This window comes from Nocardia sp. CNY236 (assembly GCF_000482385.1).
Lineage (GTDB): Bacteria > Actinomycetota > Actinomycetes > Mycobacteriales > Mycobacteriaceae > Nocardia.
On the sequence record NZ_AXVD01000017.1, the window covers coordinates 149,491 to 164,648 of the forward strand.

The window sequence follows — 15,158 nt, forward strand, 5'->3', positions numbered from 1 at the left end:
TTGTCCGGCTCAGCCGCAGGCCGGCGTGTGGTAGTTCGCCGAGCGCAGGATGCCACACAGGTCGGTGCGAGAGATCTTCCATGCGTCGTCCAGACGGACGAAATGGACAATGGTGGTGCGCACTGCCGTGCCGGTGCCGTCCTTGTCCAGCCGCATGGTTGCGGTGAGTGTGCCGTCGCGGTTGTCGAACACCGGGTCGACCACGCCGTAGGTGGCGTGCGGGTTGTCCCGCATCGCTTGGTACATGTCCGGAATGGCGTCACGGAATGCATCGCCGTTCTCGATGAGGGCGGTGCGTTCGTCGTCGGGCAACGCCGGATCCAGGGCCCGCTTGATCTGGGCGTCCAGTTCCGCGGCGGTCGGCAGTGGCGGGCGGGCGGCGCTGGTGGCGGTGGCGTTGGGCGCGGCGACCGTCGACGACAACGCCGCGTTCGCCGACGAGCGGGCGGCCTCGACAGCGGCTTCGTCCAGCCCGGCGCTGCACGCTGCGACCGTCGCGGCGAGCGCCAGACCCGCCGCGACGCATACGGTCCGGGTGAATGCGGTGTGGATCATCACGTTCTCGATGCCGATGTCCTAGATTCCGTCGATGACAGATCCGATCCGGCCGAGCAGGGCTCGGACGGTCGTGCTGTCGCGCTCGGCGCCGGTCGCGGTTGCGTGCGGGACCAGGTCGTGCACCAGAGCGGCGAGGCTGCGCTCGTCGTCGAGGTCGATATCGGTGACCGTGGCGTGCGCGACCGCCAGCACATCGTCCGGACCCGGGACGGTGTCGTCCAGACCGCGGCGGTAGATCTCCAGCGTCAGTGTCGCGCGGACGGTCCGGAACGCGAAAGGGTGGCCCTCGGCGGTCGTTCCGAAACCGTGCGCGTGCGCGCCGACGGTGATGTCATCGATGGCAAACCCCGACGGATGGTCGGCTTTCACTCCGGATCTCCCTGTATCGGACGGTACGTGGACACCACCGTAACCCCAATCACCGACAGTGTGCTGGAGCCGACACCCGGTCGGTCGGTTCGATGCCCGGGCATGGTCAGATGGTGTGGTCAGGCACGTCGCTTCGCAAGAAGGAGTTCGGTGGATGCGCTCTCGCGGCTCGATGGTCTCGACATGCGCGGCACTGGGTGTGCTGGCCACGCTGATGGGATGTTCCTCCCCCATCGGTGAGCCGGATCTGCCGACCAGACAGCCGGCGACGCCCGCAATCGCGCAGGAGGCGACCACCGCGCCGGCTGGTCGCGTGCTGGCCATCGATCCGATCATGGCACTGGAATCCGACCCGGCCAGCGGGTTGCTGGCCACCGTGGACGGCGCCGTGCTCACGGTGGTCGACCCCGAGGCCCTCACGCCCGCGGTGCGTACGGTGGCGTTACCCGCGCGCGCCACCGCCCTGGCGCCGGGACGCCCCGGCGAGATGCTCGTGGCCGCGCCGGGCCGGGTGGTGCGGGTGGATCTGGCCTCCGGCGACCTCGAGGAGGTGGTCGTCGACGGCGACGTGCGATCGGTGCGCGCGCACGACGCCGGAGGGCTGCTGGTCGGCACCGCCGACGGTCGTGTGCTGCTGGTGGATGCCGCGGGCACGGTGACCGCATCGGCCTCCGGGTTGGTCTCGGCCGACGAGCTCGCCGAGATCGACGGCACGGTCACCGTCCTCGACCGGCACCAGACCGCGATCTTCGAGGTCAAGCTGGACAAAGGTCGACTGGGGTTGGCGCTGCGAGCTGGAGACGGCGCGGTGAAGATGATCGGCGACGCTCGAGGTCGGTTCGTCGTCACCGACACCGCTGGCGGTGAACTGCTGGTCTACACCTCCGCACCGCTCGTCTTGCGCCAGCGCTTCCCGGTAAACTCATCGCCTTATGCGCTCGCCTACGATCGACGCTCCGACACGGTGTGGGTGACGTGCACGCAACGCAACGAAGTCGTCGGATTCGATCTGTCGACTGGTATACCGAAAGAAGTGGGTCGCTACGCCACCGTTCGGCAACCGAATTCGGTGACCGTCCAGCACAGCACCGGGGATTTGTTCATAGGGTCCGCCACCGGTGATGGTCTGCAACGAATCGGTGCCGACGACCGAAAGGGAGGGCACTGATGGCTCGAACACCGGACCCGGCCGAGGAATCCGCATCCGCCGACTCCGCGCCGTCCCGGCAGCGCCGGCACGCGCTGCCGGCGAGCTGGGAGACCACCGGCGACGACTACGAATACGTGCCGCTGCGCCTGCCGCCGGAGCTCACTCGGGTGAGCGCGTCCATGCGGCTGGCAATCCAAGCCGAATTCGGCGGTTGGGAGCTGTCGCGAGTGCGCGCCTACACCGACGGCAGCCGGCGAGTGCTGCTGCGCCGCCGAAAATCTCTCCTACCCCAGCCAGAACCCGGAATGTGAGCCGATGTACGCCCTGCTCCTGCGACTGATGTTTCTGGTCGCGCCAGAACGTGTCCACCGTATGGCCTTCGCCGCGATCCGGTTCGCCGCCGGGCGCGCGCCACTGCGCTGGGCGCTGCGCGCGCTGTTGGTGACCGACGACCCCATGCTGCGCGTCGAGCGCTTCGGGGTGACCTTCCCCGCGCCGCTGGGTCTGGCGGCCGGATTCGACAAGGACGCCGACGGTGTCGACGCCTGGGCTGCGCTCGGGTTCGGATTCGCCGAGATCGGCACCGTCACCGCCCACCCTCAGCCGGGAAATCCTGCGCCTCGATTGTTTCGCCTGCCCGCCGACCGCGCACTGATCAACCGGATGGGCTTCAACAATCGCGGCGCCGCCGCGGCCGCGCAACGATTGCGTCGTCGGCGCGGCGAGGTCCCCATCGGAGCGAACATCGGCAAAACCAAGATCGTCGAGCCGGACGCCGCCGCCGCGGACTACGCCACCAGTGCGGCAGTGCTGGGTCCGCTGGCCGAGTTCATCGTGGTCAATGTCAGCTCCCCCAACACCCCCGGACTGCGGGACCTGCAGGCGGTCGCATCGTTGCGTCCGCTGCTACAAGCGGTGCTCGACAGCGTGCGGGTGCCGGTATTGGTGAAAATCGCGCCCGACCTGTCCGACGACGACATCGACGCGGTCGCCGACTTGGCGCTCGAGTTGGGCTTGGCCGGCATCGTGGCCACCAACACCACCATTCGGCGCGCGGGTCTGCGCACCGACCCCGACACCATCGCCGCGATCGGGGCGGGTGGCCTGTCGGGTCCGCCGGTCGCCGATCGGTCGCTCGAGATCCTGCGACGACTGTATCGACGCGTCGGTGATCAACTGGTGCTGATCTCGGTCGGCGGCATCGAAACCGTCGATCAGGCCTGGGAACGCATTCTCGCCGGCGCGACATTGTTGCAGGGCTATACCGGATTCATCTACGGCGGCCCGTTCTGGGCACGCCGGATTCATCGGGGCCTGGCCCGACGGTTACGCGCCCACGGATATCACAGCCTCGGCGAGGCGGTGGGCGCCGAGCACACTGCCCACGCCTGATCCACGCGGACCGGTGTCGTGCTCGGTCCCCACGGCTCGCGGCGATCGACCGATCCAGCCGATGTCGACCTCGCCCGCACAGTGACCTGTGTCCCCCATCTGATGCGTGTCTGCGCAGTTCAGGGCCTTGCGCGCGGCATGATGGCGGTCATGACCGAACCCACTCGTGCTTCCGCGTCGCCGCCGAACACCCGTGACGGGCTGATCGGCTATCTGCATTCGCTGCCCGCAGGCCACATCATTTCCGGACAGCACAACCGTGAACCCAGTGCCACCTACCGACCGTGGGATCCTCAACACATACCCAGCGCCGATATGAGCTACTACAACCCCTGGACCGACAAAGCCGCGGCGTTGACCGGGTACGTGCCGGGCCTGTGGGGCGGAGACTTCCTCTACGACGCGCCGTTCACCGAAGACAGCTGGCGAGGTGTGATGATCGAGCAGGCGGTGGCGCAGGCCCACGCCGGCTCACTGGTGACGTTGAGCTGGCATATGACCCCACCGAACGTGTTCGGCAGCCGCTCGACCACCTGGAGCGGTTCGGACCAGAGTGTCGACATCAGCGGTGGCACGGGGTATTGGCGGTTGGACTCCACCTGGACCGGACTGCTCGACGCTCAAGACCGCACCCCCTTGTACGCCAACTTCATCACCCGGCTCAACGAGGCCGTCCCGTTCTTCCAGGTGTTGCAGCAGGAAGGGATACCCGTGCTTTTTCGGCCCTTCCACGAGATGAACCAGAACTGGTCGTGGTGGGGCATCGACAACCAGGCGGCCACCACCAGCGATTACCAGCGCGAATACCGCAAGCAGCTCTACCGCTACACCCATGACTTCTTCGTCGGCACTCACGGATTCGACAACATCGTGTGGGCCTGGTCGATCCAAGACAGCGGTACCGGCGCCCCGGTCGACCCAAACTACCAGGCGCTCTACCCCGGAGACGACATCGTCGATGTGATCGTGCTCGACGTCTGGTCCAGCAACCAGCCGCAACAGAACTGGCACGACTCACTGGCCACGTTCGCCTCCGCCCATAACAAGGTCATTGCTCTCGGCGAGGTCGGCCAACTCCCCCACCTGAGCCTGCCCTACCAACCGGTGTGGAAGTACTTCCTGTGTTGGGCAGAGTTCATCGATGACAATCTGGCCGAAGCCTCGAAGATCAGTGGCAGAGATATCCGCTATTACTACAATTCGGCCACGTACACCAAGAGTGTGTACAACAACGCGAACGTCTTGCATCAGGGGCAGATCGGCTGAGGTGGCACATACCACCACGACGGCCGACTCGGGCCGATCGACTACGGTGACGGGCTTGCGCAGTGCCGGACCACACGCCGCCCAGTGCTACCCACGGTAGGTAGCGGTTGCGTGCATACCGGCCACCACACCGGTCCCCTCTGGATACCATGGGTGAGGCACGCCACATACGTGGCGTGCCTCACTCATGACATACCGAGAAGCTTGTCACCGCATCCTGGCGGGGTAGGAGTCTCGGAGCGAGCGCTGGTGAACACCGGCGCTCGGGGCCACGCCAGAGATATCGGAACGGTAATGACAAAAATGGATATCGGATACGCGCACGAATCGGGCAAGACGGTCTACACGGTGCCCGCGGCCTTCCAAGAAACCGCGCGACTGCGACCCCATCAGATCGCACTGCGCACCGCGGGTGGCACCCAGGAGCTCACCTGGCGCGAATACGACCGTCGTGTCCGCGCGGTCGCGGCCGGTCTGGCCGCCCTCGGCGTCGAGCGTGGCGACACCGTCGGCATCATGCTCACCAATCGCCCCGAATTCAACGTGGTCGACACCGCCGCACTGCATATGGGCGCCACCCCGTTCTCGATCTACAACACCAGCTCTTCCGAACAGATCACCCACCTGTTCACCAACGCCGGCAACAAGGTCGTCGTCACCGAGAAGGTCTTTCTCGACCGCATCACCGCCGCTGGCGTCTCGATCGACCATCTCATCGTGGTCGACGGTCCCACTGACGGTGCGGTGACCCTCGAACAGGTCGAGGCAGCACCGGCGACCGACTTCGATTTCGATGCCGCCTGGCGCGCCGTCGAGCCCGACGACTTGGCCACCTTGATCTACACCTCCGGCACCACCGGACCCTCCAAAGGGGTGGAGCTGACCCACCGCAACCTGCTCGCCCAGATCATCGCGCTGGTCAACGGCCCACTACAGGTGGGCTTGGACGACCGTGCGGTGTCCTACCTGCCGTCGGCGCATGTCGCCGACCGCGTCACCGGCCATGTGAGCAATCTGCTCACCGGCGTCCAGATCACCACCGTGGCCGACCCGCGCGAAATCGCGGCCGCGCTGCCCGACGCGCGTCCGACCGCCTTCTTCGGCGTGCCGCGAGTGTGGCAGAAGATCAAAGCCGGAATAGAAGCCAAACTCGCCACCGAGCCGAGCCCGGTCAAACGGGCGCTGGCCCACTGGGCCATCGGCATCGGTGTCGACGCCGCGCGCGCGGATCTCACCGGCAAGGGCCGCAGTCCCCTCCTGGCCACGCAACACAAGATCGCCGAGACGCTGGTGCTGTCGAAGTTGCGTGAGGCACTCGGCTTGGATCAGTTGAAGGTCGCCTCATCGGGCGCAGCGCCGATCCCGCCGGACACCCTCGAATATTTCCTCGGCCTCGGGTTCACCGTGAGCGAAGTATGGGGAATGTCGGAGACCAGTGGCATGTGCACCTTCACCGAACTGGACAAGCCGCGCCCCGGCTCGGTCGGGCGCGCGGTGGACGGCGTGGAACTGCGGCTCGCCGATGACGGCGAGGTGCTGGTGCGCGGGTCCATCATCACCCGCGGCTACCGCAACATGCCCGACAAGACCGCCGAAGCGATCGACGCCGAGGGCTGGCTGCACACCGGGGATGTCGGCACCCTCGACGCCGACGGCTATCTGCGGATCGTCGACCGCAAGAAAGAGCTGATCATCACCGAGTCCGGCAAGAACATCGCCCCCAGCAACATCGAGAACGCGATGACCGCCTCCTCGTCGCTGATCGGTCAAGCAGTTGCCATCGGCGACGCCAAACCCTACATTGCCGCGCTCATCGCGCTCGATCCCGACGTCGTGGCCGTGCGCGCCAAACAGCTCGACGCCACCGCCGAAGACATCGCCACCCTGGCCACCCACCCCGGAATCGTCGAGGAGGTGCGCGCCGCGGTGCAGGCGGGCAATGCCCGCCTGTCGCGAGCCGAGCAGATCAAACGGTTCACCATCCTCGGCACGACGTGGGAGCCGGGCGGAGACGAATTGACCCCGAAGATGTCGCTCAAGCGCGTGCCGATCGCCGCCAAATACCAGGCCGAAATCGAGGCGTTGTACGCCGAGGACATCTCCGATCAGGTGGTCAGCATCACCTAGGTCGCCGCCCTGTCCGGCGCCTACGTCCGCTGATAGGTGCCGATCAGGGTGGCCCGGGCCAGCGCATGAGAGAACAGAGTGAACCCCAGATACGCCGGCGTGGCGGTGTCGTCGACTCCCACGCTCTCCACGTCCACCGCGTGCACCACGACGAAGTAGCGGTGCGGGCCGTGACCGGGAGGCGGGGCGGCGCCGAGGTAGCGGTGGGCCCCGGCGTCGTTACGTAGCGTGATCGCCCCGGCCGGAAGGTCGCCACTGTCGCCGCTGCCCGCCCCGCTGGGCAGCGAGGTCACACTCGCCGGGATATCGGCCACCACCCAGTGCCAGAACCCCGACGCGGTGGGGGCGTCGGGGTCGAACACCGTGACCGCGAAGCTCTTGGTCTGCGCAGGAAAACCCGACCAGGTCAGCTGCGGTGAAATGTCCTTGCCGCCCGCGCCGAGTACACCGCTGACCTGAGCGCTGCTCAGCGGCTCACCATGAGTGAGGTCGGTGGAGGTGAGGGTGAACGACGGCACCTGCGGAAGCGCGTCGTAGGGGTTGTCGGTCATGAAACCTCTTTTCCGGGTCGGTTCAGCTGTGCAACAGGAAGTGTTCCAGGACCCGCGTGCCGAATTCGAGGCTCGCCACCGGCACGCGTTCATCGACACCGTGGAACAGGGCCGAGAAATCCAACTCCGCGGGCAGCTGCAGCGGCGCGAACCCGAAGCAGCGAATACCCAACCGGGCGAAGGCTTTGGCGTCCGTGCCACCCGACAACATGAACGGCACGGTGCGCGCCTGCGGATCATGCGCCAGCACGGCGGTGTTCATCGCCTCGACCAGGTCCCCGTCGAACGTCGTGGCATAGGAGTCGTGCTTGACGATCCATTCGCGCTCGACATCGGGGCCGATCAGTTCGTCCACTTCACGTTCGAATGCCTCCTGCCGCCCGGGCAGCACCCGGCAGTCCACCACCGCCTCCGCGGTCTGCGGGATCACATTGGCCTTGTACCCCGCTTTCAGCATGGTCGGGTTCGCGGTGTCGCGCAGTGTCGCCCCGACGATGCGTGAAATGGTGCCCAGTTTCGCCAATTGGCCTTCGATATCGGGCTGGGTCGGGTCGAACTGCAGGCCGGTCTCCTCGGCGACCGCGGCCAGGAACTCCGCCACCGAATCCGACAGCACCAGCGGAAAGGTGTGTTTGCCCAGCCGCGCGACCGCATCGGCGAGCAACGTGACCGCATTCTCTTCGTGCAGGAACGAGCCATGCCCAGCGCGGGCCTTGGCGCGCAGCCGCATCCAGCTGAGGTTCTTCTCGGCCGTCTGCACCAGATACAGTCGACGTTCGCTGCCGTCACGCCGCGGCACGGTCAAGGAAAATCCCCCGACCTCCCCCACCGCCTCGGTGACGCCGTCGAACAGCTCCGGGCGGTTGTCCACCAGCCAATGCGACCCCCAGGTGCCGCCGGCCTCCTCGTCGGCGATGAAGGCGAACACCAGGTCACGCGGCGGCACCGTGCCCTCGAGCTTGAACTGGCGAGCCACCGCCAGCATCATCCCCACCATGCCCTTCATATCGACCGCGCCGCGCCCCCACACGTAGCCCTCGCGCACGGCGCCGGAAAACGGGTGCACACTCCAATCGGCAGCCTCAGCCGGAACGACATCCAAATGTCCGTGGATCATCAAGGCCCCGCGATCGGGATCGGCGCCGGCCAGCCGGGCGAAGACATTGCCGCGGCCGGGTATGCCCGACTCCACGTACTCGGTGACGAAACCCGCCTCATGGAGTTGGTCGGCCACCCAGTGCGCACACTCACTCTCTCCTTGGGTCGTGGCCGGGTCGCCGGTATTGGAGGTGTCGAAGCGGATCAGCGTGCTGACCAACTCCACCACTTCCGACACCGCACGCGAGCTTCTGTTGGGGTCGACTTGTTCACCAGTTGCGGACACGTTCCCTTTCCTACCACCTCCGCAGTGAGTTCCCCGGCATCCCGCCGCCGCGCGGTCGACCCGCCCGCACCACCGCGCCGGCGATCACCACTCCGGGCAGCACCCGATCACCGGACCGGTGCGCGATTTGGTCACCACGGACCGATCCGATAACCTTGCTGGGCACACCGGTCCGGGTGGCGGAATGGCAGACGCGCTAGCTTGAGGTGCTAGTGCCCTTTATCGGGCGTGGGGGTTCAAGTCCCCCTCCGGACACAGACAGTACGCCAACCTGCGGTTGCGGGTTGGCGTACGCCGTGACTTCCTCGGTTTCGTGGTTGTAGTTCAGTTTGAGTCCGAGTTCCCGATACACCTCGAGTTTGTCGCCGGGGTCCGCGACGCGCAGGATCGCCAACAGCCCGCCCAGGGCGTCGACCAGTTGACGGATTCCATCACGGCTCATGCGTTGGGGTGGGCGGGTGTGATGTGTGGCGGCGGTGAGTTGAGCGATGAGGGCGGCTCGTTCGCGGTAGACGTCGCTGCTCCACGCGGCGATCATTGCGGGGTCGGCCCCGGCTTCCAGGGCGGCGCGGTGTTTGGCGAGTTTGCGGTCACATTCGGTGATCGAGCGTTGCAGCAGGTTCGGTGTCGCCATCGCGTCGGGTTGGGCGGCTTCGAGTTGGGTGAGTGTGTGTTCGACTAGATAGCGGCCCTCGACCTGCGCTTGGGCGGCCATCGCCGCTCGGACTCGGATCTTGATCCGGCTCCGCTTGCCTTTGGACATACCGCCGAACACGGACATGATCAGGTCGTGTGCTTCAGATTCGGGATCGATCGGACCACCGACATCGGGCACCCACAGTTCGACGCCGTAGTGCGTGAATATCGGGAAGGTCAGGGAGAACTGGTTGCCGTAGAAGGCGCGTTGCGGTTCCCCGATCACGACCGCGTCGAATCCCCGGTCGGGCTGTTTGAGCAACTCGAGCAGTTCGGCGGCTCGGGGGCGGCGTTTCCAGGGAATCGAACGCGCCTGCCCCACATCGAAGAACTCGATGACTATTTCGCCGTGGCGTTCGGTCAACGCCCGGGCTCGGGCGATTTGCCAGTTGAGTGATGTCTCGGGGTCCTGCTGATCTTCGGTGGACACTCGTCCTAGGAATGCAAAACGCTTCATCAGGCTGCTCGGCTCCCATACTCGTCGTATTCGGTTTCCGGATCGGCGAACCGGTCGGACTCGAGGGCAACATTTCGAATGGGACGCAGCAGCCGCGCAGCGGCGGACGGCGACAGCGTGGGTGCGTTGGCGGGTACCGCGATCCTGAGTTGCCTTTCGGCAGGCGGTTCCGCAGTGCTGGTCTCAGTCGTGTCTCGTACACTGTTCGAATGTGGCTGTGCTGGAGGGTAATCCATGCTGGTCCTTCGAGACGGTTGCAGGGTTGTCATGTTCTGTCCGACAGTTCGGTTTTCGATAGTGCGGGTCCATGAACGCTCCCCACACCGGCCGTCGTCAAGCCGACCCCCGATTGCCGGGGCCAGCGTGCGGGTGTTGCTGGGGAATGTTTACTGGTGACTCGTGTCACGCTGTAGCGCAACGGCTTTCGGTGTTGTGGCGCCCGGTGGCCCGATCGCACCGTCATCGGGCCGTAGGCGCGTGTTCGGGGCGGCGTGGTCGGTGATCGGTGTCCGGTGCCGGGTCGGATGCGCGACGGGCCGCCCCGCACGCGCTCTCCTGCGGTGGATGGTGTGGAGCCGGTCTCATGCCACCCGCCTGTCGAGAATTGCCTCGTCGCCTCCCTCGGCGTCGAAGTCGTCATCGCCGAGACTTACGATTGCCGTGGCGGTCTGGCCGGGGTCGGGTTCGGTGAGTGGGGCCGGTGGCGGCACCCGGTCGAGGTGGATGTCGGTGTCGCCGGTGGTGGCGAGTTCGCAGGGGTCGGTGGTGATGAGCGTGTTCTCGGTGGGTGAGGCCAGTGACGCGAACACTGCTCGGTCGGTGCCCCCGACTGCGAGTAGGCCGCTGCCGCGCGCCGCGGAGAGCAGGAATTGTTGTTCGCCTTCGGAGAGGCGGAACGCGGCGGCGACTTCGTTGATGGCTTGCGGGGCTTGGCGCAGCAGGATCTGGGTGGCGGCGTTGGAGACGATCGCGCGCCCGAGTTCGGTGGACAGAACATCGGCGCTGTCCTGGGTGGCGATGGTGAGTCCGGCCCAGTGTTTGCGGAAACTTTTCGCGGCCCGGAACAGGAATTCGGCGGCGGCGGGTTGGCGCATGAGCAGCCACGCCTCGTCCACGGTGATCATCCGGGGCCGCCGATCGGCCGGGCTCGACACGCGCCGCCAGGTCGCGTCCAGCACCAGCAGGGTCCCGATCGTCTTCAACTCCTCGGTCGAGGCCGAGGCGGTCACCGCGCCGCGAGGATCCTCGGACACCGGCGTCGCAGCACCAGCTGTCGAATCGAAGCCTGCGCCTGGCGCAGGTGTTTACGGTGATAGCGGGCACCGGCAATGGTCAGGAACAGGGTCGCAGGCCGCCGATCTGCTCTACCTCCAGCACATCATCGCCGCACCCGTCAGCGGCACCACCATCACCGCCGCGCCCGCCGACTTGAGAAAGGCTCCCGTACTGATGATTTCCCGTCCCGACCGGCAAGCCGATGCCCGTGCCCCGGCCCGGCCTGGTCACCTACCACCAGCCTGGAGAAGAGTTCGGTGGTGCGTGCGCTGACCGGGCGCGACCGCTGGATCCTGCGCATGGTGTACGAGCACCGGGTCCTGACCACCGACCACCTCGCCGACCTGGCGTTCCCGACCGCCAAGATCGCCCGCGGTAGTAGTTGTGACCGGTGCAGGCCCCGAACACGGTGGCGAGAGCGTCGGCGCGACCGCGCGCCACTGCTCGCGCCTGCGCTTTCGGCGCGATGTCGTCGGGAGATTCGGGCGGGGCGAGGGGCGTGTGGGGTCAGCCATGGGCGGGCTGGAGGAAGACGAAGACGTCGGTGTGCGCGACGGTGTGGCGCGCGGTGCCGGAGGGAGCCGAGGGATCGCGGAGTCGGCGATGGTGTTGGTATCGAGGGTCATCGGGTGTCCTTCGCTGAGGTGATCGACAACGCGCGCAACTGGATCGTGGGGATCCTCGCGTCGAGATCGATGCCCGCCTCGCGAGCGAGCTCGATGTTGGTGCGCGCCAGCTCCGGTGTTTCTGATTCGGCCAGTTCACCACGGCCAGCCAGTAACTGGGCGAGGTTCATCATGGCAGAGGGATGGCCAGCGTCGGATGCTCGACGGAGCAGGATTTCGGCAGTGTCGAGTTCGCCGCGGCGTTCGAGGATCACAGCAAGGTTGTTCATAGCGGGGAGATCGTCTGCGGCGACGGCCTTTTGGTACCAGCGCTCGGCCTCGATGATGTCGCCGCGTTTCTCCAGTGTGATAGCGACGTTGGACATCGCGCGCGGCTGACCGGCCTCCGCGGCCTCAAGGAACCACGCGTCGGCGGCAGAAGTTTCACCGCGCTGCAGGCAGCGCGCCCCGAGGTTGAACATGGCGACCGAATCGCCTGCCCGCGCTGCCTTGAGATACCAGGCTTCGGCCTCGGTGTTCTGGCGGCGCCCGTCGAGGCGAATCGCTAACCGGCACATCGCCTCCGCATGTCCGAGTTCGGCCGCATTTCGGTACCAGCTCTCGGCCTCTGGCCGGTTACCACGTCGATCATGAACAACCCCGAGGTGAAACATCGCCCTGGCGTGAGTGGTGCAGGCGGTGATGCTCTCACGCAGCCACGACTCGGCGAGGTCGAGTTGGTTTCCGAGCAGTAGCAGTACGCCCCACGCGTACATCGCTTCCGGTTCACCATCCGAAGCGGCCTGCACGATGATCGGGAAGGCCACCTGCCAGTTTTTCCGCTCCAGGGCAGTGAATCCGATCGTGAGCAGGACTTCGTTTGCCGTCTGCGCAATCACCTTCTGCCAGAACGTATCCGGAATATGTCGTGGAGCACGTCCCTGGCCGTCGGCGGCAGCCAGTAGATAATCGAAGGGCCGGTATCCTCGCGTACGGTCGTCAATGTGGCTGGAAATCAGTGCAGCGACCCGGCCGGCGCCGGTAGGTGGCTTGCGCGCCGCGACAAGCGCACGGTGCACGCACTCATGGGTGAACTCGATATCAGGCCGTGTCGAACGGATTGCCTGAGCAGCAAGATCGATCAACATCGGCTGGGGGATCGGGTCTCTGCGGCCTACGCGGGCCCAGTCGATCACGGTGTCGATCACCGCGTGCTGCAGCGGATCGGTATGGCGGGAATCGTCATACCGTGCCAGCATCTCCGGGGCTCCGGCGAGGAGCTCACCGAGCCCGTATACGCTGAAGTCGTGATCGGGATAGATCTGCGCCGCGGCGTCTTGTTCTGCGGGATCGTCGCTGGTTGCGGCGAGGTCTATCACCACGGCCCGTTCCAGCACAAGACGCGTGTTGCGATGGAATTCGCCGAGGTTGCCACGTAGACGATCACGGGCCTCCGAGCGTAAGGTCGCTATCACCGTCGTCGGGCCGTTGCGTGCGAACAGTCGTGCAAGCAGGACCGGGGTGAGTGCATTGGTATGGGTCAAGAACCGGTCCAAATCATCGAGCCAGACTACTATCGGATCGCTAGTTGCCGAGATCCGCGAGTGCCACACGAGGATGTGGAGCATGCTCGGAGCGGGCGCGACCAGGGCCGCAGTGGGGCACCCAGTGCGGATGGCCTCGAATGCGGTCCGGGTCTTCCCGGCTTTCGAAGGCCCGGTCACGATCACTATACGCGGATCGTGCAGCGCATGGGCCACGCGGGCGTCGACGGCGTTGAAGGTCCTCGGCACGTAGGGATCGCGGAGACCATAGTCTCCGTGGTTGCCGAACCGGGATGGCGTGGCACCGAGGCTGTAGGGATCCAATGACGCGACAATGGGCAACCCGCGGTCGGCGAGTGTCTCCACCATGGTCTCGATCCCGGGTGCCGGCAAAGACTTCGACTGTTCTGATTGAACCATACTGTCGCAGTTGGTGATCAGAGCGACGGCAGAGTGTTCGTCCGTGCTCGGTAGTAGGTTGTCGGGTATTGGCAACCGATCCGGGTACTGCGCTTCGGCCGGACCGTCGACACTACCGAGGCGATGGGCCACCCAGTTCTCGTGCGCGGCTTTGATGTTGTGAAGTTCGTCCACACTCCAGCGGTTAGGTTGGGAATCGATAAGCTGATGGTGTTGATTGCACAACAGGATCAGGTTTTCGTAGCGGTCACGGTCGGCGCGGGTCAACGGCGAGTCACCTCGTGGTCCCCGGACACTGGCGGCGACGATATGCGCGATCTCACCGAGCACCACCAGCGGATCCACTGGTGTAGCTTCGGCTGTCAGGGACACGCTGCAGCCGGGGAAGGCGCACATGTTGCCGGACCGTTGAAACAGTTTGCGCTGCTCAGGTAGTGGTATACCCACCGCCAACCCTCCCCGTACGCGAAGTCCGTCCTTAACCGGCAATTTAGGTGTTGTCAGCGTTGTATCGCCGACGTTCCCGGCGAAGAGTATCGTGCCAGAACCCAGACCTGAACCGCCGGATCCGCTTACGCCACAACCCTAGCCGGAGTTCAGGTCGGATCTGTAGCAGAGGCAAGATGCCGATCATGACTGTGCCGTAACATTTTCGGCGGCGCCGCGCGACTTGTCCATGCTCAGCCCTCGCGGCGCCGGCCGCTGCGGTGTCGTTTAACGGTCGGCTTTCCCGTTACTCGATCGTTGCCGCGTGGGCAAGTCTCTATGACACGCTCTCGCTGAGCTCTCACCCTAATGTCACCACGTTGACAATGGCAGTCGAGCCCGTAGATGCGCGCGGATACCTGAGGATGAACTACCGGACGGACCCCGAAGGCTGAAGTGCAACCATTCAGCTCGCGGGCGACCTGCTACACGTCGCCGCAAACGCTGCATGCGGCTACCTCCATGGCCAGACCGATCATCTGACGGACTGGTACGACCGGTACCGTACCCTGCCATCGCCTGCCGGGGCCGCCACGGACACCAACACTTCCGTGCCCACCGCCTAGTGTGCCGCGCCAGGAATTTATTATCTATTTTCTGTATAGGCGGCGTGTCGGCGTGCGGCTGGATCCCGGGATGACGATGCTTGTGGTTGTGGCCGAGCGTGGACGTCCGAGACAGCCGTTGGTGTTGACCGAGGAGGAGCGGAAGGTGCTCACCGGGTGGGTGCGTCGGCGGAAGTCGGCGCAGGCGTTGGCGCAGCGGTCGAGGATCGTGCTGGCGTGTGCGGAGGGGTTGTCGAATACGGATGTCGCGGCGCGGGAGCGTGTTTCGCTTCCGACGGTGGGTAAGTGGCGTAAGCGGTTCCTCGAGCGGCG

Annotated in this window: 12 protein-coding genes, 1 tRNA gene and 1 pseudogene; 7 read left to right on the top strand and 7 right to left on the bottom strand. The window is 65.7% G+C overall.

Annotation, left to right across the window (positions count from 1 at the left end; all coding sequences use genetic code 11):
• Window positions 1-9: 9 nt before the first annotated feature.
• On the bottom strand, window positions 10-555 hold the full coding sequence (locus tag K940_RS0112555) for a hypothetical protein (protein WP_028477844.1): 546 nt from the start codon (window positions 553-555) through the stop codon (window positions 10-12).
• Window positions 556-576: 21 nt separating this feature from the next.
• Window positions 577-927: a hypothetical protein gene (locus K940_RS0112560; protein WP_028477845.1), complete on the bottom strand. Its 351-nt coding sequence runs from the start codon at window positions 925-927 to the stop codon at window positions 577-579.
• Window positions 928-1,081: 154 nt separating this feature from the next.
• Between K940_RS0112560 and K940_RS0112565 the strand changes: the two genes are divergently transcribed.
• The 5 genes from K940_RS0112565 to K940_RS0112585 all read left to right on the top strand — a co-directional run bounded on the left by K940_RS0112565 (window position 1,082) and on the right by K940_RS0112585 (window position 6,862).
• Window positions 1,082-2,095 carry a hypothetical protein gene (locus K940_RS0112565; RefSeq protein WP_028477846.1) on the top strand — a complete coding sequence of 338 codons (1,014 nt, stop codon included), beginning with the start codon at window positions 1,082-1,084 and terminating at the stop codon, window positions 2,093-2,095.
• The gene (locus K940_RS0112570) at window positions 2,095-2,388 is read left to right on the top strand and encodes a DUF5703 family protein (protein ID WP_231390352.1); all 294 of its coding nucleotides are present in this window, start codon (window positions 2,095-2,097) and stop codon (window positions 2,386-2,388) included. Before K940_RS0112565 ends, K940_RS0112570 begins: the two co-directional genes overlap by 1 nt.
• 4 nt (window positions 2,389-2,392) lie before the next feature.
• On the top strand, window positions 2,393-3,469 hold the full coding sequence (locus K940_RS0112575) for a quinone-dependent dihydroorotate dehydrogenase (RefSeq protein WP_028477848.1): 1,077 nt from the start codon (window positions 2,393-2,395) through the stop codon (window positions 3,467-3,469).
• A 150-nt stretch (window positions 3,470-3,619) separates the two neighbouring features.
• A complete protein-coding gene (locus K940_RS0112580) occupies window positions 3,620-4,735 on the top strand; it encodes a glycoside hydrolase family 26 protein (protein ID WP_196812180.1) in 1,116 nt (371 codons plus the stop codon).
• A gap of 294 nt (window positions 4,736-5,029) precedes the next feature.
• Window positions 5,030-6,862, top strand: coding sequence for a long-chain fatty acid--CoA ligase (locus K940_RS0112585; protein ID WP_028477850.1), 1,833 nt, complete (start codon window positions 5,030-5,032; stop codon window positions 6,860-6,862).
• 20 nt (window positions 6,863-6,882) lie between these two features.
• Here the strand turns inward: K940_RS0112585 and K940_RS0112590 are convergent, their stop codons facing one another.
• Together K940_RS0112590 and K940_RS0112595 are read right to left on the bottom strand one after the other, a co-directional pair.
• A complete protein-coding gene (locus tag K940_RS0112590) occupies window positions 6,883-7,413 on the bottom strand; it encodes a YbhB/YbcL family Raf kinase inhibitor-like protein (protein WP_028477851.1) in 531 nt (176 codons plus the stop codon).
• Window positions 7,414-7,435: 22 nt separating this feature from the next.
• Window positions 7,436-8,797 carry a M20/M25/M40 family metallo-hydrolase gene (locus K940_RS0112595; protein WP_028477852.1) on the bottom strand — a complete coding sequence of 454 codons (1,362 nt, stop codon included), beginning with the start codon at window positions 8,795-8,797 and terminating at the stop codon, window positions 7,436-7,438.
• Window positions 8,798-8,967: 170 nt separating this feature from the next.
• Here K940_RS0112595 and K940_RS0112605 point away from each other — a divergent pair.
• A tRNA-Leu gene (locus K940_RS0112605) sits at window positions 8,968-9,052 on the top strand.
• Window positions 9,053-9,554: 502 nt separating this feature from the next.
• Here the strand turns inward: K940_RS0112605 and K940_RS32985 are convergent.
• From K940_RS32985 to K940_RS30750, 3 genes and pseudogenes are all read right to left on the bottom strand, one after another.
• Window positions 9,555-9,950 (bottom strand): annotated as a pseudogene (locus K940_RS32985) (recombinase family protein); the annotation flags it as partial.
• Between the two features lie 581 nt (window positions 9,951-10,531).
• Entirely contained in the window at window positions 10,532-11,203 is a 672-nt protein-coding gene (locus tag K940_RS0112625; RefSeq protein ID WP_028477856.1) for a hypothetical protein, read from the bottom strand.
• Window positions 11,204-11,847: 644 nt separating this feature from the next.
• Entirely contained in the window at window positions 11,848-14,241 is a 2,394-nt protein-coding gene (locus tag K940_RS30750) for a tetratricopeptide repeat protein (RefSeq protein WP_155980830.1), read from the bottom strand.
• A gap of 675 nt (window positions 14,242-14,916) precedes the next feature.
• On the opposite strand from K940_RS30750, the gene K940_RS0112640 reads away from it, so the two are divergent.
• On the top strand, window positions 14,917-15,158 hold a 242-nt coding region (locus tag K940_RS0112640; RefSeq protein WP_028477000.1), incomplete at its 3' end, for a helix-turn-helix domain-containing protein.